This is a genomic window from Candidatus Zixiibacteriota bacterium (genome assembly GCA_021159005.1).
Classification (GTDB): domain Bacteria; phylum Zixibacteria; class MSB-5A5; order UBA10806; family 4484-95; genus JAGGSN01.
On sequence record JAGGSN010000187.1, the window covers coordinates 21,888 to 38,994 of the forward strand.

The 17,107-nt window shown below is 42.6% G+C and carries 23 protein-coding genes and 2 tRNA genes; 19 read left to right on the forward strand and 6 right to left on the reverse strand.

The window, feature by feature from the left end; all coding sequences use genetic code 11:
- The first annotated feature begins 144 nt into the window (after nucleotides 1-144).
- Nucleotides 145-1,488 carry an MATE family efflux transporter gene (locus J7K40_11615; GenBank protein MCD6163044.1) on the forward strand — a complete coding sequence of 448 codons (1,344 nt, stop codon included), beginning with the start codon at nucleotides 145-147 and terminating at the stop codon, nucleotides 1,486-1,488.
- Between the two features lie 490 nt (nucleotides 1,489-1,978).
- Here J7K40_11615 and J7K40_11620 read toward each other — a convergent pair whose 3' ends face one another.
- Nucleotides 1,979-2,332: a hypothetical protein gene (locus tag J7K40_11620; protein ID MCD6163045.1), complete on the reverse strand. Its 354-nt coding sequence runs from the start codon at nucleotides 2,330-2,332 to the stop codon at nucleotides 1,979-1,981.
- A gap of 128 nt (nucleotides 2,333-2,460) precedes the next feature.
- On the opposite strand from J7K40_11620, the gene J7K40_11625 reads away from it, so the two are divergent.
- The 12 genes from J7K40_11625 (at nucleotide 2,461) to J7K40_11680 (ending at nucleotide 9,988) form a co-directional block, all read left to right on the forward strand.
- Complete coding sequence (locus J7K40_11625) at nucleotides 2,461-2,916, forward strand: transcriptional repressor (protein MCD6163046.1); 456 nt, start codon at nucleotides 2,461-2,463, stop codon at nucleotides 2,914-2,916.
- A 267-nt stretch (nucleotides 2,917-3,183) separates the two neighbouring features.
- Nucleotides 3,184-3,942 carry a hypothetical protein gene (locus J7K40_11630; GenBank protein MCD6163047.1) on the forward strand — a complete coding sequence of 253 codons (759 nt, stop codon included), beginning with the start codon at nucleotides 3,184-3,186 and terminating at the stop codon, nucleotides 3,940-3,942.
- 17 nt (nucleotides 3,943-3,959) lie between these two features.
- Nucleotides 3,960-4,682, forward strand: coding sequence for a tRNA pseudouridine(38-40) synthase TruA (gene truA, locus J7K40_11635; protein MCD6163048.1), 723 nt, complete (start codon nucleotides 3,960-3,962; stop codon nucleotides 4,680-4,682).
- Complete coding sequence (fsa, locus tag J7K40_11640; protein MCD6163049.1) at nucleotides 4,679-5,326, forward strand: fructose-6-phosphate aldolase; 648 nt, start codon at nucleotides 4,679-4,681, stop codon at nucleotides 5,324-5,326. The genes truA and fsa overlap by 4 nt, the downstream gene beginning before the upstream one ends.
- A complete protein-coding gene (locus J7K40_11645; protein ID MCD6163050.1) occupies nucleotides 5,327-6,619 on the forward strand; it encodes an adenylosuccinate lyase in 1,293 nt (430 codons plus the stop codon).
- The gene (locus J7K40_11650; protein ID MCD6163051.1) at nucleotides 6,619-7,239 is read left to right on the forward strand and encodes a phosphatidylserine decarboxylase; all 621 of its coding nucleotides are present in this window, start codon (nucleotides 6,619-6,621) and stop codon (nucleotides 7,237-7,239) included. The genes J7K40_11645 and J7K40_11650 overlap by 1 nt, the downstream gene beginning before the upstream one ends.
- Nucleotides 7,236-8,000 (forward strand): CDP-diacylglycerol--serine O-phosphatidyltransferase, encoded by a 765-nt coding sequence (pssA, locus tag J7K40_11655; GenBank protein MCD6163052.1) that lies wholly within the window; start codon nucleotides 7,236-7,238, stop codon nucleotides 7,998-8,000. The genes J7K40_11650 and pssA overlap by 4 nt, the downstream gene beginning before the upstream one ends.
- Nucleotides 8,001-8,252: a phosphoribosylformylglycinamidine synthase subunit PurS gene (purS, locus tag J7K40_11660; protein ID MCD6163053.1), complete on the forward strand. Its 252-nt coding sequence runs from the start codon at nucleotides 8,001-8,003 to the stop codon at nucleotides 8,250-8,252.
- On the forward strand, nucleotides 8,249-8,941 hold the full coding sequence (gene purQ, locus J7K40_11665; protein MCD6163054.1) for a phosphoribosylformylglycinamidine synthase subunit PurQ: 693 nt from the start codon (nucleotides 8,249-8,251) through the stop codon (nucleotides 8,939-8,941). Before purS ends, purQ begins: the two co-directional genes overlap by 4 nt.
- Nucleotides 8,938-9,204: a hypothetical protein gene (locus J7K40_11670; protein MCD6163055.1), complete on the forward strand. Its 267-nt coding sequence runs from the start codon at nucleotides 8,938-8,940 to the stop codon at nucleotides 9,202-9,204. Before purQ ends, J7K40_11670 begins: the two co-directional genes overlap by 4 nt.
- Nucleotides 9,205-9,300: 96 nt before the next feature.
- Nucleotides 9,301-9,537 (forward strand): twin-arginine translocase TatA/TatE family subunit, encoded by a 237-nt coding sequence (tatA, locus tag J7K40_11675; protein MCD6163056.1) that lies wholly within the window; start codon nucleotides 9,301-9,303, stop codon nucleotides 9,535-9,537.
- Nucleotides 9,530-9,988 (forward strand): hypothetical protein, encoded by a 459-nt coding sequence (locus tag J7K40_11680; protein MCD6163057.1) that lies wholly within the window; start codon nucleotides 9,530-9,532, stop codon nucleotides 9,986-9,988. Before tatA ends, J7K40_11680 begins: the two co-directional genes overlap by 8 nt.
- A gap of 554 nt (nucleotides 9,989-10,542) precedes the next feature.
- On the opposite strand, the gene J7K40_11685 is transcribed toward J7K40_11680, so the two are convergent.
- The 5 genes from J7K40_11685 to J7K40_11705 form a co-directional block, all read right to left on the reverse strand.
- Nucleotides 10,543-10,947: a hypothetical protein gene (locus J7K40_11685; protein MCD6163058.1), complete on the reverse strand. Its 405-nt coding sequence runs from the start codon at nucleotides 10,945-10,947 to the stop codon at nucleotides 10,543-10,545.
- Nucleotides 10,948-10,968: 21 nt separating this feature from the next.
- The gene (locus J7K40_11690) at nucleotides 10,969-11,136 is read right to left on the reverse strand and encodes a hypothetical protein (GenBank protein ID MCD6163059.1); all 168 of its coding nucleotides are present in this window, start codon (nucleotides 11,134-11,136) and stop codon (nucleotides 10,969-10,971) included.
- On the reverse strand, nucleotides 11,137-11,505 hold the full coding sequence (locus J7K40_11695) for a hypothetical protein (protein MCD6163060.1): 369 nt from the start codon (nucleotides 11,503-11,505) through the stop codon (nucleotides 11,137-11,139).
- Nucleotides 11,502-13,229 carry a DUF4384 domain-containing protein gene (locus tag J7K40_11700; GenBank protein MCD6163061.1) on the reverse strand — a complete coding sequence of 576 codons (1,728 nt, stop codon included), beginning with the start codon at nucleotides 13,227-13,229 and terminating at the stop codon, nucleotides 11,502-11,504. The genes J7K40_11695 and J7K40_11700 overlap by 4 nt, the downstream gene beginning before the upstream one ends.
- A 74-nt stretch (nucleotides 13,230-13,303) precedes the next feature.
- Nucleotides 13,304-14,131 carry a hypothetical protein gene (locus J7K40_11705; GenBank protein ID MCD6163062.1) on the reverse strand — a complete coding sequence of 276 codons (828 nt, stop codon included), beginning with the start codon at nucleotides 14,129-14,131 and terminating at the stop codon, nucleotides 13,304-13,306.
- Nucleotides 14,132-14,727: 596 nt separating this feature from the next.
- Here J7K40_11705 and J7K40_11710 point away from each other — a divergent pair.
- The 6 genes from J7K40_11710 to nusG all read left to right on the forward strand — a co-directional run bounded on the left by J7K40_11710 (nucleotide 14,728) and on the right by nusG (nucleotide 17,092).
- Nucleotides 14,728-14,800 (forward strand) — tRNA-Thr (locus J7K40_11710).
- Nucleotides 14,801-14,891: 91 nt separating this feature from the next.
- Nucleotides 14,892-16,100, forward strand: coding sequence for an elongation factor Tu (gene tuf, locus J7K40_11715; GenBank protein MCD6163063.1), 1,209 nt, complete (start codon nucleotides 14,892-14,894; stop codon nucleotides 16,098-16,100).
- A gap of 11 nt (nucleotides 16,101-16,111) precedes the next feature.
- Nucleotides 16,112-16,276 (forward strand): 50S ribosomal protein L33, encoded by a 165-nt coding sequence (gene rpmG / locus J7K40_11720; GenBank protein ID MCD6163064.1) that lies wholly within the window; start codon nucleotides 16,112-16,114, stop codon nucleotides 16,274-16,276.
- A 7-nt stretch (nucleotides 16,277-16,283) separates the two neighbouring features.
- Nucleotides 16,284-16,356: transfer RNA gene (locus tag J7K40_11725), tRNA-Trp, on the forward strand.
- 15 nt (nucleotides 16,357-16,371) lie between these two features.
- Nucleotides 16,372-16,554 (forward strand): preprotein translocase subunit SecE, encoded by a 183-nt coding sequence (gene secE / locus J7K40_11730; GenBank protein ID MCD6163065.1) that lies wholly within the window; start codon nucleotides 16,372-16,374, stop codon nucleotides 16,552-16,554.
- 7 nt (nucleotides 16,555-16,561) lie between these two features.
- Entirely contained in the window at nucleotides 16,562-17,092 is a 531-nt protein-coding gene (gene nusG, locus J7K40_11735; protein ID MCD6163066.1) for a transcription termination/antitermination factor NusG, read from the forward strand.
- Nucleotides 17,093-17,107 lie beyond the last annotated feature (15 nt).

Consider the following 17,107-nt stretch of genomic DNA (forward strand, 5'->3'; position numbering starts at 1 on the left):
GTCCTTGTCTGCCAACAACGAATAAAAACCTTTTATTGTCATTTCTTATTATATATACTACTTTTAACGGTTGACATATATCCTAATGTGTCAACTTTTGAATAAAACACGCTCCGGATAATTTTCAAGGCTGGAGACTAATAATTGGCTAAGGATTTAACACAAGGACCATTAGCAAGTCAAATAGTCAGGCTGGCTATACCTGGCTTATTATCTCTTTTAGGGATAACGGTCAATCATTTTGTCGATGGCATCTGGGTCGGCAGACTTGGACCTGAAGCACTGGCGGCAATTACGCCATCATCATTTATAGTATGGATACTCTATTCGATTGTTGACATTATGCCGATAGGTTTGGTGGCAATAATCTCGCGCTATTATGGCGAGAAAAATCTAACCCAAGCATCGGAAACATCGCAGAAAGTTATTCAATTAGTATTCTTTATATCAATAATATTATCAGTCTGCGGTTGGCTGTTTGCTAAAAACGCCATGGAGCTTGTTGGGGTATCGGCCGAGGTTGTCAGGCTTGGCAGCATTTATTTGATGATAATCTCGACCTGTCTGCCGGCGATATTCTTAGTCGAGACTTATTCGAGCATATTCCGGGCAGTTGGCGATACTATCGTGCCTATGAGGCTTATTTTAACGGCAATTATCGCAAATATAATACTTGATCCGCTGTTGATATTTGGAATCGGTCCCTTCCCCGAAATGGGGATAGCTGGCGCGGCATTAGCTACTGCGATTGGTTATTATTTATCATTGGGTTTGGCATTTGTTGAATTAAACAGAGGCAAGCTACCTTTCAAAATTATTAAAGCAAGACCGTTGCCTTTTGATTTCCCCCTTCTCTGGCGGATTGCTAAGATAGGACTTCCAATTTCAATATCAGGAATTGGCTTTTCTATAGTATATTTGGCGTTGGTAAGAATTGCCGCTCCATTCGGTGATTATGTAGTAGCCTCATTCAGGGTTGGTCAATTTATCGAGGCTGTTTCCTTTATGATATGTTTCGGTTTTGGGCAGGCGACAGCGAGCATGATAGGACAGAATCTCGGCGCCAAGCTTACCGACCGAGCGGAAAAATCAGCGCAAACGGCAATTGGCATTGTTTCCGGCATTACCATAGCGTTTTCATTCATATTTTTCTTTGCCGCCAAGCCGTTAGTCTCAATATTCTCAAGCGATATTCAGGTGGCAACTGCGGCGGCTTTATATCTGAAAATCATAGCCATCTCGCAATTGTTTATGGGATTAGAGATCGTTTATGAGGGCGCTTTCTCAGGGGCGGGCGATACATTGCCCCCGATGCTGATTTCAATTATTGGCACTACCTTGCGAATCCCATTGGCAATTATCTTCGTTGGACCGTTAAATTGGGGATACCAGGGAATGTACTGGGCGATCACAATTTCGACGGTTTTAAAAGGAGTTAGTATCTTTATCTGGTTTAAGCTTGGCAGATGGAAACTGAAGCAGGTATAGAAATTTTAATGGTTGGCGTACGTCCTCGTCTGCCAACTTAAGAAATAAAGAATAGCCAAGACCACAAGTCCGCCTCAGTCGGATTGACCTACAAAATACTAAACGTTCCCCTTTTATTGAATATATCGATATAATCATTTGTTAACAGTCTGAGGGCGTATGCAATACGAGGGCGTATGCAATACGCCCCTACGCGAACGGTGTTTCAGTGGCTGGTGTACGTCCTCCTTTATAGTGGCTGGTGTACGTCCTCGTGCACCAACAATAAGTTCAGGGCGTATGCAATACGCCTCTACGCGCAACGGCATTTCAGTGGTTGGTGTATGTTCTTGTGCACCAACTTCAGTGGTTCATGTGGATGGCATCCGCCATAGGCGGGCTCGTCTGCCAACAACGACCCTTGACTGGGCTTATCCGCCTTACCGGGCAAACAAAAAGGCAGGTCTCGGAAAGACCTGCCCTACATAGTTTCCATCCTAATACCTGAAAACTATCTTCTTCTGCCGATAGCCCTCATCTTCTTCTTAAGATCGGGATTTTCCGCCATTTTTTCAAGCATCATATCAGACATACCTTCATACCCGAGAAGCTTCTCGAATATAACCTGCCGCTTATCCATCTGCTCAGTCAAGCGGTTTATAGTAGAGCTGACCCAGATGGTGTCTGCAAATAACTGATTAGTGATATCCGCTTTGATTGTTTCATTCTCAAGCATCTTGCTCATAAGATAGCTTTTCATTTCCGGTTTTTCTAAAATCTGGTCAATCGCTTTGCGCCGGTCGCAATTTACAAACAACACAGCGGCAATAAGCGTAATGAGTAATAATGTTAGAAGCTTTCTCAATTGTTCCTCCATTTATTTAAATGTTTATATCTTTCCTTATTTGTATAAATTATTCATCGGTTAAGTGTCAAGGTAAATTTAAAAAATACTTGACCCGTAATTGCAATGTAGTATAAACTTTAATGGTAATGTCGGATTTTGATAGAAATATTGCCTTGGCTAAGTTCAAATCTTTTCTGGCGGAAAAAGGGTTGAAACTTACCGCTGAAAGGCTAATCATATTAGAGGAATCATTAGCCACCGAGGGGCATTTCGAGGCGGATGACCTTTTGATGATATTAAAAAATAAAGGCCGCAAAACATCGCGGGCGACTGTCTATCGGACTCTGGATATTATCGCTTTAGCTGGAATTCTCCGCAAGGTTTATCTTGGCGATGCGCCGGTGCAGTTCGAGAAAATTACCGATGAGCCCCAGCATGACCACATGATTTGCCAGAAATGCGGCGCCAAAATCGAATTTCATCTGCCCGAACTAAGCGAACTTCAAGAACAGCTCTGCGATGAACATGATTTTACCATGAAAGCCTATAGTCTGCAAATTTACGGTATATGTTCTAATTGTTCGGAAAATAAGAGCGTTTAGGGGTGTCCGCCTGAGGAGGACGCCCTCTTTTTTATTATTCCCCTCTTGAGGGAGGTTAGGGGTATGTTATTAACGCAAAATTTTATGTTGTGTCAGTTCGTAGTCCGCCTAAGGCGGATGAACCGGCACTTTTTGCTTGATAAGAATATCGCCAGGTCACGTTTCGCTACGCATGCCTAAACAGTTAAATGTTCTGAAAATAAAATGGGGAAGCTCCTATTTTACTAAAAGATTGACCGTTAATACAGTTATCTATATATTAAATACATGAAATTCATCCAATTCAATCCCGAAAGCAAACTGTCTGCCTTGCCTGTCGAGGTTAAACTTGCCTGGATCCTATGCCTGTCAATATGGATACTTGTCGTCGATTTGGCAACAAGCCAGCTGCTTTTACTTATCCTAATGGCAGTTCTTGCGTTCTGCGGCGGCTTGAAAATATCAGCTATTATGCATCAATTTTACCTGTTTTTGCCCGTATTTATAATTGTATTCTTGTTTCATCTGTTTTATCATCCGGGAGACGAGCTATTTCATCTCTGGGTTTTAACCGCCACCGACACGGGACTTAAAGCTGGCATATTTAATATTTTCAGGTTTATTAATTTCATTATAATGGCTGTGTGCATTTTAAGCTTTATTTCTCCGGAAGAGTTTGCCGTAAAGCTTTCAACTGGTTTTGGTATTGTGCGGCACAGGTTTTTTCAGGAGTTAGCTTTAGTATTTTTTATCGCCCTGCGTTTTCTGCCGGTTCAGGCTCGCGAAAGGGAGATAGTCAGGATGGCTATGAATGCCAGAGGCGCCAATCTGAAAGGCGGTTATATTAACAGATTAAAAATGGAATCGAAATTATTATTGCCGCTTTTTGCCAGAACGATAAAGCAGTCCGATGATGTGGCGGCGGCTATCGCTTTAAAGGGGCATGATGGAGTTTATTTTGCCGGCGTTAAATCATCATTGAAAGGCATTGATTATTGCTTTATTTTTGTTGGTTTATCGATTACAATACTTATACTATTAATATGAATTGCTATTATTATAAAATGACAGTCGAATATGAAGGCGCAGAATTCTCCGGCTGGCAAATTCAGTCGAATAATCGCACCGTGCAGGGCGTTATTCAAGATGCAATCGAGAAGGTTTATCGCCAGAAAGTGAAGCTAAGCGGCTCGGGCAGAACCGATGCCGGTGTGCATGCAGCAGCCCAAGTCTGCGCTTTTGGCCTCGATAAGAATATCGAACCTGCCAAACTAATGTACCGTCTTAACAGGCTGCTTCCCGATGAGATAGCGGTTATAAAACTAAGCCGGACTAATGCGAAATTCGACCCTCGGCGGGATGCGGTCAGCCGTCTTTACAGGTACAACATAGCTGAATCCCCGACTGCGCTTAACAGACATATAACATATCAAGTTTGTCGGCGTCTTGATATCGACAAATTAAATAAAGCTGCCCGAATGCTTAAAGGACGACATGATTTCAGCGCTTTCTGCAAAATGAAATCTCAAAAGCAGGACAACCATTGCGAGGTTTTTATCTCGCGCTGGTTCCGTTATGGAGGCATGTTAGTTTATGAAGTGAAAGCCAATAGGTTTTTACATCACATGGTTCGGCGTATGGTGAGTGCTATGTTGGCGGTAGAGAATTTGAAAATAAACTTGACACGAATGAAGAGTTTTTTGAATAATACAGATTATGTGCGATTTAATGTTCCAGCTAATGGTCTGGTTTTAATTGAGGTAAATTATAGAAAGGAAAAACGATGAAGTTTTTTATCGATACTGCTAATATCGACGAGATTAAAAAAGCCGCTGAACTCGGTATGCTTGATGGGGTTACGACGAATCCTTCGCTTCTGGCGAAAGAATCCGGCAATTATATAGACATCCTGAAAGCCATCTGTGAAATAGTCGATGGTCCTATCTCGGCTGAGGTTACCGCTGTTGATGCCGATGGAATTGTAGCTGAGGCGGAAGAATTATGCAAGATTCATAATAATATCATTGTTAAGGTTCCCTGTATACGGGAGGGATTTATAGCCACTAAGCGTCTATCCGATAAAGGCATTAATGTGAACATGACCTTATGTTTCTCGCCCTTGCAGGCATTGATGGCGGCTAAGGCTGGTGCGGCTTTTATTTCGCCTTTTGTCGGCAGGTTGGATGATGTCAGCCATGTCGGGATGGACTTGGTTGAGCAAATTATCGATATATACGACAACTACGATTTCGAAACTGAGGTGCTGGTAGCTTCCATTCGCAACCCGCTTCATGTGGTTGAGGCGGCTATGATGGGCGCTGATGTTTCCACTATTCCCTATAAAGTTATCGAGCAGATGGCTAAGCATCCTCTAACCGATATCGGACTGAAAAAGTTCTTAGCCGATTGGGAGAAAGTGAAAAAAAATTAGATGATTCAGCGCTATACATTGCCGGAGATGGGGGCGCTCTGGACTGATGAAAACAGGTTCGCAACCTGGCTTAAGGTGGAAATCGCTGTTTGCGAGGCTTGGGCTAAGCTTGGCAAGATTCCAAAATCGGCGGTTGTTGATATTAAGAAGAAAGCCAATTTTAATATCGAGAGAATCTTCGAAATCGAAGAAGAAACCCATCATGATGTAATAGCCTTTTTAACCAGCGTGGCTGAATTTGTCGGACCTAATTCCAAATATATCCATTACGGTTTGACATCATCTGATATATTGGATATTTCCCTGTCGATTACAATCCAGAAAGCGGCTTTGCTTATCAGGAAAAGGCTGGTTAAGATTACCTCTTTACTTAAGAAGATGGCTAAACGTCATACCAATACAATCTGTATAGGCAGAACTCATGGCGTGCATGCCGAGCCGATGACATTTGGTCTGAAGATGGCGTTATGGTATTCCGAACTGGCAAGAGGAATCGAACGGTTCGATTTTGCTGTTAAGGAAATGGCTGTCGGCAAAGTATCCGGCGCGGTTGGCAATTTTGCTCATGTTGACCCTCGAATAGAACAATATGTCTGCCGCAAGTTCAAACTTAAACCGGCTAAAGTTTCCACGCAGGTTATCCAGAGAGACCGTCATGCCGACTTATTGAATGCTATAGCGGTAATAGGCGGGTCGCTGGAGAAATTCGCAATTGAGATAAGAGGGCTTCAGCGAACCGAGATTGGCGAACTTGAGGAAGGATTTGCCAAAAAGCAGAAAGGTTCCTCGGCGATGCCGCATAAGAAAAACCCGATTACCTGCGAGAGAATCACCGGACTGGCGCGTATTTTCAGAGCCAATGCTATAGCCGGCATGGAAAACCAAGCGCTATGGCATGAACGCGACATCTCTCATTCATCGGTTGAACGCATTATTATCCCTGATTCCTGCATCCTTATGGATTATGCGCTGTTCAAATTTGAGGGTATTCTTAAGGGTTTGGTTATCAACAAAAAGCGGATGAAGGAAAATGTTTATTCGGGCGGCGGTTTAGTATTTTCTCAGAGGGTTTTGCTGGCGCTTATCTCGAAGATGCCAAGCAGGGAAGAGGCATACAAAACAGTCCAGACCTTGGCGATGAAAGCCCGCAATACAGGCGGAAGCTTTTACGACCTTGTTAGCGGCTCATCGGAAATAGGCGGATTTTTATCCGAGAAGGAGATTGAAGATTGTTTCGATGTTGGTTATTTTACTAAAAAATCGGATTACATAATTAGAAGGGCGGTGAGATAATGGCGCGTGAGGGATTTATATTCTTTTTACCATTTGTGGTTATAGCCGTGATATTTTTCTATCTATTTAATAGATATACTAACATGGCTTTCATTTACTTGGGTGTTATATCATTTGTTCTTGCCTGCGCATTCATATTGTTTTTCCGCGACCCGGTCAGGAAAATACCAGCAGGCGACGATTTGATTGTTTCGCCCGCTGATGGCAAAATATTGAATATCGTTGATACAGGCGACCAAACTGTGATTACAATATTTTTATCGATTTTGGATGTTCATATTAACAGGATTCCCGTTAATGGCAAGGTTGTAAGGCTAAAATACAAACCGGGGAAATTCTTAGCCGCTTTTAGAGAAGCCGCTTCCGATGTTAATGAGCGTTTTGAAATAGAAATATCTACCGATAAGGGTAATGTAACAGTTCACCAGATTGCCGGTGTTTTGGCAAGGCGCGTTGTTTGCCGTCTTAAGGATAATCAAACCGTTGTCAAGGGCGACAGGTTTGGCATGATACGATTTGGCAGCAGGGTGGATTTGTTTATTCCCGGCTCATCGCGAGTTGATGTTAAAAAAGGGGATAAGGTTAAAGGCGGCGAAACTATAATGGGGAAATTGCTTTGAATGGTTATCGTCAAATATTTCCGGGGTTATTTACGATGGGCAATCTGTTTTGCGGGTATGCCTCGATATTAGCCAGCATGCGCGGCGAGAATTTAACCGAAGCCGCTTGGCTGATTATTTTTGCCGCATTTTTCGATTTTCTCGATGGCTTAGTTGCCCGCTTATCGAAAGGCGCCTCGCGTTTTGGTGTAGAGCTTGATTCCTTAGCCGATATTGTTTCGTTTGCGGTTGCTCCGGCAGTCCTGCTTTATTCATTCAAGATGATAGAATTCGGTAATTGGGGCTGGTTTATAGGCTTCTCTTTCATCATGGCGGGCGCTTATCGTTTGGCAAGATATAATCTTGATGCAAAGATTGAAACCAAAGGCAATTTCCTTGGCTTACCGGTGCCGATTGCAGCGATTGCTATCGCCTCATTTGTGATATTTTGCGACCATCTGTGGGGCGAAATAAGACTTGACCGATTCCTGTTAATTATGATAATACTGTTTTCAGCGCTGATGGTATCGACTATTGAATATGAAACAATGCCCCGGTTCGATTTTTCAATCAAAAAGAACCGGATTAAGATGATTATATTGGTAAGCGCTGGGATGCTTTTGATGATTAAAACGCGGCTTTTGATGTTTCCGTTTGTTGCCGGCTACATAATATGGGGAATTGTAAAATTGCTTGCCAGCTTAATAGAAAAAGGCGTTCATAATGATGATGATAATCAGTCTGAAAAATCATTGAAAAAGAATAAAAGCGCAGAGGAGTAGATGAGTAAATATACGGCAAAAGTTGAAGTCAAATTTAAAAGCGGAGTTTTAGACCCTCAGGGGGAAACTATTAAAAATGCGCTGTACAACCTTGATTACAACATGGTTGAATCTGTTAAAACCGGCAAAGTGTTTTGGATAGATTTGGAATCGGATTCAACCTCGAAAGCTTTGAAAACAGTAAATGAATTAACCGATAAGCTTTTGGCGAATCCGATAATCGAGAAATTTGAGGTGGAGATAGAGAAATGAAATTCGGCGTGGTTATATTCCCGGGTTCCAATTGCGATTATGATTCGTATCAGGCGGTTAAATCAACCGGCATCGGCGAGGTGCAATATCTTTGGCATGCCGATAAATCGCTTGATGGTGTTGATGTGGTGATCCTTCCCGGCGGCTTTTCATACGGCGATTACCTTCGTTCGGGAGCTATTGCGCGCTTTTCGCCGATTATGAAATCGGTAATCGATTTCGCCAATAATGGCGGCGCAGTAATAGGTATTTGCAACGGTTTCCAAGTGCTTTTGGAGGCGGGATTACTTCCTGGGGCTATGCGTAAAAATTTGGGAATGAGGTTTGTCTGTCAGGATGTTTACCTGAATGTTGCCAACCGCGATACGAGATTTACTAAAAACTGCCCGGACGAGAAGCTTCTCAAAATCCCCATCGCTCATGCTGAGGGGAATTATTTTGCCGATGAAGATACTATAAATGAACTTAATGAAACTAATCGCATTTTATTCAGGTATTGTAATAAGGATGGCGAAATTACCGAAGAGGCCAATCCTAATGGGGCTCAGCAAAATATCGCCGGAATTATCAATAAGGAGGGCAATGTGCTGGGCATGATGCCTCATCCGGAAAGAGCTTGTGATATGCTATTAGGTTCGCAGGATGGACGGTTTATTTTCGAATCAGTTGCAGGAGAGCAGGATAAATGAAAAAGAGGGAAGTGGTGTTTTTGACTGTCGCCTTAGTGTTAGGCGCTGTTATTGGCGGACTGTTAGGCGAACTAATCGGCTCTTTTCTGCCGGATGGAGCGGTTAAAACGCTGTTTATTGAATCGATTGAGATAGGCTTCAAGACGTTTACTGTGGAACTTTATGCTCTCAGTTTTACGCTTGGATTAATGGTAAAAATAAATTTTGTTTCTGTCTTGATGATTATTTTTGTTATTGTATATTTCAGATGGTGGTATATTTAGAGAAGCGTTGTTGTCAGAAGTAACTTTTGACAACACAATAAAAAAGGCGGTTGTCAGAAGTAACTTTTGACCGTACGTAAGATATGAGAGGTGAATATGTTTGATTATATACTGATTGGCACGCCTGGCCCGACAGAACTGATTGTTATTCTATTGTTGGTTCTGGTATTATTCGGCGCCAAACGAATCCCGGAAATCGCTCAGGGATTAGGCAAAGGAATCCGCGAGTTTAAAAAGTCGATGAGCGACATTCAGGGCGAAATAGAATCCCCCGAAAAGGAGAAGAAGGCAGACCAACCATCAGAGAAAAAAGAAGACGACAAAAATGGCTGAGAATAATCAACGCCCGATTTTTACTGAAAACGCTATTCAAGCTATAGCCAAAGTTCTCAACAACGCCGAAGTCTCAAGCCTTCAGGACCACTGGCGAATCAAGGTGGTTAATCCGCAGGAGCATCGGCACCTGTCGATAGATATTTATCCCCGGGCGAGTCTATCAAAGAAAAAGAAGGGCGCTTTGGTTTCAGTTTATGCCCTTAACAGCCATTTACAGCTTCATGAGTGCCGCGGTTTTATTATCTCTGATGAACTTGGCGAGGTTACTTTTATAAGCCATGCCGATAGCACACTCAGCGGTTTGGTTATCGAAAGGGAAGCTGCCTGTTCGCTCTATGCCAATGCCGACAAAGACCTGCTCTCGGATGATTTCACTCAACTCGGTGTCGAGGTGATGCTATCCGGCGTCGCTCTATCGTTAGCCGAGGAAATAATTGATAATAAATAATTAATAATTTTGTGGCTGGTGTGCATCACCGTGCGCCAGTTTTTATGATATGCTGTCAGGTGCGGGGACATGACAGCGCTTGAAAATCATTTAAAGCTATTAATTAATATCACTGAATAGTCAGGAGTCGGAGACTCCTGACCTACTTCCTAAATATATAGTGAGTGCAAGGTAATTTTAAATATCAAATCTCACTCAGTTATCGCAGGTTGGGTTCTCCACCCCAGGCGGATGAGTGGAGCGAACGAGCGGACGAAGTCCTTTATTCAACCCGACACCTCTCACAACAATATAATATTTTTTCCTTTAGTAAAATCCCTATCATAATCGAAATGTCGGGTTTCTCCCGTTGGTCGGAACCCGACCTGCTCTACTATAACAGATTGTGTGATAACGGAAAACAAAAGAAACTCGCACTGACAGCATGTATGAAAAAACTCCTCTTGATAATACGGAGCATGCTAATTAACAAAACAACCTTTAATCCTGAAATAAATAGCTTGACTTGAAAGACGGTATCTACAAAGCTGGTGTACGTCCTCGTGTAGCTTATGCTATTTATGAATATTCCATGATTTCTGAGGCAACGTTGCTATTATTGCATTTTCGAGTCCGTTGATCATATCGATTTCCAAACCGCTACTATACTGCCTATTTTCGGATGGTTTCCATGCCAGAATCTTTACCTTTTTATTCTCTCTAAGAGCTTGTTTAATCAATTCCGCAATCCGTTCATTAGTCCCAGCGCCTATCATTCCTTGGTATCGTCCCATGCGGTCCTTCAAAGTAGTTGTTGAACTTTGACACGCACCGACATACATGACTTCATCATTAACCAAAAAAGCATAAATAACTCTATCATCTTTGCTTTTATTTAGACTAAAACGTACGCCACTGCTCAAGTTTTCATCTAATAAACATTCACCAACTTCATTAAATTCAAGTCCTGATATTTCCATAAAACCTCCTGAAAATGGTAGTTATTTTGTGGCTGGTGTACGTCCCCGTGCACCAGCTATTTTATCGCCGCGGTGAGTCGAACCGAGGCTGAAAGCCTCGGCTATTATATATCCTAATATATTATATACTTCAAGATGGTTCATCTCAGGTGAGCCGTATGACTGTAGGGATGCGGTTGCTCTTGGCAACTACCGTTTCGATTTCTTACTCGATGTGTCCTTCTCGCTGTTTTTCTTTTCGATTTTTTTAACCTTCACCGGCATTTTCTGCTCAATTTTTGGTTTGGGCTTGGGTGGCGCAACCTTCTTGACAGCCGGCGCTTTGCGTTTCTGATAATCATCGTTAATTCCATCGCCGTCTTTGTCGATAAACTTATCTTTCACAGGTAAGGCTGCAGCTTTCGATTTCAGTTTTACAGCCGGCGTTTTCTTATCAATCTTCTTTTCGATTTTGGTCGAATCTTTTTTGCTTTTCTTAGACACTTTCTGAATAGCAAAAGCCTCCGCACCGCTCATAGCTATGAACAGCGCCAACGTCAATATAATTACTTTTTTCATTTCCTGCCTCTTTCCTTAGAATATTTCGACCCGGATTTGGAGCTTCCGCTTTTTAATTTGTCGCTGGTTTTAGAACGTACAGGTTCGGCTTTTTTAGACTCGTTTTTCTTGATATTGTCTGACTTTTTATTATCTGTTTTTTTTACTGAAGTTTGTCCCGAATTCGGTTTTTTCTGCTTCTGCTTTTTATTTATAATAATATCTTTATCGTCAGAATTCAAGGATTTACTGCTTTTTTCCCGTTTAATCTGATATTCTCTATCTTTTTGGGGATAATTGTGAATATTATCCTTTTTGTTTTTTTCTTTAAATATTAATCCGCTATTTTGCTTATTAATCTTTTCCGTGTAGGTTCCATCATTAAAAATCCTATCCGAATACTTTTTCTGCACTCTTGATGGCGGAGTATGAAGCGGCCTGGTATGTTTAACTCGATATTTTTCCGCTTCCCTGACAAAACCGGGATCGTTGCGGTGCTTCTCCTGTTTAAATCTCCAATTTTTCATATTCGAGCGGCCATAATCGAAATCCCGGAATTTTCGTTTAATCTTGGCATCGACATAATATCGCTGACCTCTTGTTACATAAACATAATCCTGCCAGCAGGGATAGCCATGATAATAAATCCATACCCAGTGACGGCCAATATATATTTCCGGTATAAGAATTGGCGCGATGCCGAAATAACAGCCGTCAATCCAGATCTCGGCGCCCGGGTAATCACAGCCAATCCAGATACTGCCAATATAATACGGGTCATAACGCCAGTAGCGGTACCAACTGTGATGCCGGTAGCGGTTATCGATAAAAAACATCGTCGAGGCGGAAATATAAGACCCATTCCTAACAATTCTATTATTTAGGTCGTTTACGAAAACCGCCATCTCGCCGCGCATCGTATGAACGAAATCATCATAGTAGCTGTCCCAGTTGCCATACTCAAAATATTCATAACGCATGAATTCGGGAGGGTCAATCCGGTAGGGGCTGGCAACGGCGTAAATATATTCCTTGCCCTTAGGTCCGGTTACCTCAAGCCGGTAATCATCATAAGCATCGGGGATACGGTAAACCTCTTCGCCGCGAATAAAACAATCGCTGTTGTAATCGGATGGGAAAAGAAGGCTGACATTGCCGGCTGGATCGATATCATAAATCACCGCATAGCAATCCTCCGAAGCGCGAAAATAAACAGCCACATCTTCGCCGAAATAATATGTCGCTCCATCGCTTTTATTAACCCAGACATCAATCTCAAGGTTGTCAACCCTGCTGATGCCGTGTTTCTGGTCGGCGGAGGCGGCAACTGTCATAATTGCGGCCAGCGCTATTACCATTAAATTTCTCAAATGCTTTTTCATATCAACCACCTTGTTTAATATTATTGTAGGTCGGGTTCTCCGCCTAAGGCGGACCGTAGCGGGGAGAAACCCGACGCCGTTTGCTTTATTATGGTTTGAGGCATGCGAGGGCGTATGCAATACGCCCCTACGCGGAATAGCATGCGAGGGCGTATGCAATACGCCCCTACGCGGAATAATAGCATGCGAGGGCGTATGCAATACGGCCCCTACGCGGAACAGTAATTGTGGCTGGTGTACGTCCTCGTGCACCAGCAATAAGTTATTGTAAGTCGGGTTCCGACCCAACGCAGTAGGGGAGAAACCCGATACAACCACTTCATTTAACCCGATGCCGCTTGATTTGTTTTCATCTTTCATCATCGCTGCCTTTTTCTACAGCTGGTATCCGCCATTGACGGACACCAACCATATTACCCTATAAGAAATTATGCCCCTTAATTTACATCCAAGTCATTGCCGGCATGTTTCTGCATATCCGGCCTGATTTTCAATTCTCTATTGTCTTCATCAATTTGATAAGCCCAGTAAAACTCCATCGCGTCAGGATTATTATCAAAATCGGTTATCCATATTCGGGCGTAATGCCACTCATCGAAATGCCATAGCTTCAGCATGTACATATGCCCATCAATAGCCTCGACACTGTTAAAATCCGACCAGCCATCATCGGGAGCATAGCTTACATCATCGAAACCATCGGCATAGCCGAAATCCTGGATGTAATAATCATCATGACGGACATATATATAGAACGAGTTGTTATAATAGCTAAGGTAAATATCGCAATTGGTATAATCATCATACGGAACTCTTTCGCCCGCATAAAGATCGAAACCGGTATAATCGTAATAACTGTTTTCGTCATAAGCGTATATAACAGCATTAGCCCCTTCCGGGCGAGGTGTATCATAGGTATAATCAGACAACTCTGATTCCTGGCCATCCTCGTCAATAGCGGTTACCGCATAGTAATATGTTTCACCATTATCAACAGCGTTATCAATCCAACTGGTATAGTTTGATGATACCTCATTCTGAAAATAAAAGGTATTGTCCGGGCCGTTTGTATTGCGGTAAATAGCATATGTTTTGATATCCAGTTCGCCAACCGCATACCAGGCAAGATAAATCGCCTCATCGGCGGTAATTGATGTTAAACCTGTCGGCGCGGCGGGTACGGGATCGACATAAGAAGTGTTTTCCTCACAGCCAACTATAATCATGGCTACTAATACTATCATAATGCCCATAAGCTTTTTCACTGAAACCTCCTGTTGTTATCGTCTGATAATTAATTAATCAATAATCATGCCAAAATCGCTAATTCTGTAACATGCAGTCTTTCAGGGAGATATGGTTTTACGTAAAAATGTCGGTTGCTGTTATGCACAATATTTGTTCGTTTGGCAACTATAGTTGTGCATGGCTATTATTCACATTGCAGGGAAATCCGAGCCGCCTAAACATTTGATTCGGGGTTGTGTCAGTTTGCAGTCCGCCTAAGGCGGATGAACTGACACATATAGCGAAGACAGGAACCACTGCCTGATTCCGGTAATATAAAAGTATCAATGTTGATAGGGAAATATTCCTGACAACGCTTGAATTAATCACTCCCTGATAATTTTTTAAATTTTGTAAAAACAAAATAATATCAACTTTGTTAATTGTGGTTAGGTTATTCTATATAATTGTGATTCATAGTCTTAAATGGAATTATTAATGTTAAGCAATTGGCTTGCCAAACCGATAAAATATTTTAAATGTTTTAAAAAAAGTTCTTGACACTCCGATAAGGAGTTTTATATTGCAAGTCTGTCATTTAGAGGATGTTCTATTTCTCTATGTGATTAGGTGTGCCCATGTAGCTCAGTTGGTAGAGCACGTCCTTGGTAAGGACGAGGTCACCGGTTCAATCCCGGTCGTGGGCTATTAAACAGAATATGGTTTGCCGAGTGTAGAAATTATTATTGCAGTTCGGTGATTAAATAATGAATTTATGTGGCAGGAGAAGGATGACTGATGGCCAAGGAGAAATTTGAGCGAACGAAACCGCATGTGAATGTAGGTACGATAGGTCATGTTGATCATGGCAAGACTACATTAACGGCGGCGATGACGATGATATTGGGTCGCAAGGGTCAGGCGGCGGTTCGCGATTTTGATTCGATTGACAATGCTCCGGAGGAGCGTGAGCGCGGCATAACGATAGCGACGGCGCATGTTGAGTATGAGACCGATAGGCGTCATTATGCTCATGTTGATTGTCCTGGTCACGCCGATTATGTTAAGAACATGATAACGGGTGCGGCCCAGATGGATGGCGCGATATTGGTAGTTAGCGCGGCGGATGGTCCGATGCCTCAGACGCGCGAGCATATATTATTGGCACGTCAGGTAGGAGTTCCTTACATAGTTGTATTCATGAACAAGATAGACCAGGTAGATGATCCTGAGTTATTAGACTTGGTGGAGCTTGAGGTACGGGATTTATTGAGTCAGTATCAATTTCCGGGTGATGACATTCCGATAATTCGTGGTTCGGCATTAGAGGCTATGAATCGCGGCGCTGATGAGAGCGTACCTTATGATGATCCTGCTTTTAAGTGTGTGCATGAGTTGATGGATGCGGTAGACAGCTATATACCGGAGCCGAAGCGTGATATTGACAAGCCGTTTTTATTGCCGATAGAGGATGTATTTTCGATAACGGGTCGAGGTACGGTAGGAACGGGTCGAGTTGAGCGCGGCAAGATAAAGACCGGTGATCCTGTTGAGCGTGTTGGTGTTAGGGAGACTCGCAAGACGGTAGTAACGGGTGTTGAGATGTTTCGGAAGATATTGGATTATGCTCAGGCGGGCGATAATGTAGGTTTGTTATTGCGCGGAGTAGATAAGAATGATCTTGAGCGCGGCATGGTTTTGGCGGCGCCTGGCAGTATTAAGCCGCACAAGAAGTTTAAGGGAGAGGTATACATTTTGACGAAGGAAGAGGGTGGTCGTCACACGCCGTTTTTCAATGGTTATCGTCCGCAGTTTTATTTTCGGACGACGGATGTAACAGGTACGGTGAAGCTTCCGGAAGGTGTTGAGATGGTAATGCCTGGTGATAATGTAACAGTAGAAGGCGAGTTAATAACGCCGATAGCGATGGAGAAAGAGCTTCGTTTTGCTATCCGTGAAGGCGGCCGCACCGTAGGCGCCGGCGTTATTAGCGAAATAATAGAGTAAAGAGGTATTCAATGGCTAAAGATAGAAAGCGGCCGATTGTTATACTTGAATGTGTTGAGTGTAAAAATAGAAATTATAATACAACTAAAAATAAAAGGAAGCATCCGGAACGAATAGAACATAAAAAGTATTGCCCGACATGCAATAAGCATGTTATGCATAAGGAAACAAGATAATACTTTTAGGACAGTAGCTCTAATGGTAGAGCGCCGGTCTCCAAAACCGGATGCTGGGGGTTCGAGTCCCTCCTGTCCTGAATGGAGTTTTTATGATAAAAAAGACAGTTAAATTTGTTACTGAAGTTAGACAAGAACTGACAAAAGTCGCGTGGCCAGCGAAAATAGAATTGCGTGATTCTACGATTGTGGTGATTATTTTTTCGCTGATTTTATCAATATTCATCGGAATAGTTGATACGGGTTTGACAAAAGCCACAACCCTTATTTTCAGGTAGGAATATTATGGCTAAAAGGTGGTACGTAGCTCATACATATTCAGGCCATGAATATAAAGCAAAAAAATATCTTGAAAGCGCTATCGAGGGGAATAACCTTGACGAAGCTTTTGGCGATATACTTGTTCCTACTGAAGAAATAGTGGAAATGAAGCAGGGCAAACGCTCAACTTCAGTAAAAAAATTCTTGCCCAGCTATATTTTAGTTGAAATGGAGCTGAGCAAGGATGCTCAAAATCTCGTTACCTCAACGCCCGGAATAACCAACTTCGTTGGCGCATCCGGCAAACCCGTACCGCTTCGTAAAAATGAGGTAACCAGAATCATGCAGCAAATTGACCGCTCGAAGAACCGTGATGTTCTTGATATACCTTATAAAATAGGCGAGGCGGTCAAGGTTGTCGATGGACCGTTTTCAGACTTTGCTGGAACTGTTAGCGAGGTCAATCCCGAACGCAGAAAATTAAAAGTTATGGTTTCAATTTTCGGAAGGCCAACTCCGGTCGAACTGGATTATCTTCAGGTGAAATCTCTTTAAAGCTGATAAGGAGCT

Excerpts from the sequence above, each read along its gene's own strand:
- J7K40_11695 (MCD6163060.1), bottom strand. The coding sequence starts at position 11,505 with ATGAAAAAAGTAATTATATTGACGTTGGCGCTGTTCATAGCTATGAGC.
- J7K40_11700 (MCD6163061.1), bottom strand. The coding sequence starts at position 13,229 with ATGATGAAAGATGAAAACAAATCAAGCGGCATCGGGTTAAATGAAGTG.
- fsa (MCD6163049.1), top strand. The coding sequence starts at position 4,679 with ATGAAGTTTTTTATCGATACTGCTAATATCGACGAGATTAAAAAAGCC.
- J7K40_11645 (MCD6163050.1), top strand. The coding sequence starts at position 5,327 with ATGATTCAGCGCTATACATTGCCGGAGATGGGGGCGCTCTGGACTGAT.
- J7K40_11625 (MCD6163046.1), top strand. The coding sequence starts at position 2,461 with ATGTCGGATTTTGATAGAAATATTGCCTTGGCTAAGTTCAAATCTTTT.
- tatA (MCD6163056.1), top strand. The coding sequence starts at position 9,301 with ATGTTTGATTATATACTGATTGGCACGCCTGGCCCGACAGAACTGATT.
- tuf (MCD6163063.1), top strand. The coding sequence starts at position 14,892 with ATGGCCAAGGAGAAATTTGAGCGAACGAAACCGCATGTGAATGTAGGT.
- rpmG (MCD6163064.1), top strand. The coding sequence starts at position 16,112 with ATGGCTAAAGATAGAAAGCGGCCGATTGTTATACTTGAATGTGTTGAG.
- J7K40_11680 (MCD6163057.1), top strand. The coding sequence starts at position 9,530 with ATGGCTGAGAATAATCAACGCCCGATTTTTACTGAAAACGCTATTCAA.
- purS (MCD6163053.1), top strand. The coding sequence starts at position 8,001 with ATGAGTAAATATACGGCAAAAGTTGAAGTCAAATTTAAAAGCGGAGTT.
- nusG (MCD6163066.1), top strand. The coding sequence starts at position 16,562 with ATGGCTAAAAGGTGGTACGTAGCTCATACATATTCAGGCCATGAATAT.
- J7K40_11685 (MCD6163058.1), bottom strand. The coding sequence starts at position 10,947 with ATGGAAATATCAGGACTTGAATTTAATGAAGTTGGTGAATGTTTATTA.
- J7K40_11650 (MCD6163051.1), top strand. The coding sequence starts at position 6,619 with ATGGCGCGTGAGGGATTTATATTCTTTTTACCATTTGTGGTTATAGCC.
- truA (MCD6163048.1), top strand. The coding sequence starts at position 3,960 with ATGACAGTCGAATATGAAGGCGCAGAATTCTCCGGCTGGCAAATTCAG.
- J7K40_11670 (MCD6163055.1), top strand. The coding sequence starts at position 8,938 with ATGAAAAAGAGGGAAGTGGTGTTTTTGACTGTCGCCTTAGTGTTAGGC.
- purQ (MCD6163054.1), top strand. The coding sequence starts at position 8,249 with ATGAAATTCGGCGTGGTTATATTCCCGGGTTCCAATTGCGATTATGAT.
- J7K40_11630 (MCD6163047.1), top strand. The coding sequence starts at position 3,184 with ATGAAATTCATCCAATTCAATCCCGAAAGCAAACTGTCTGCCTTGCCT.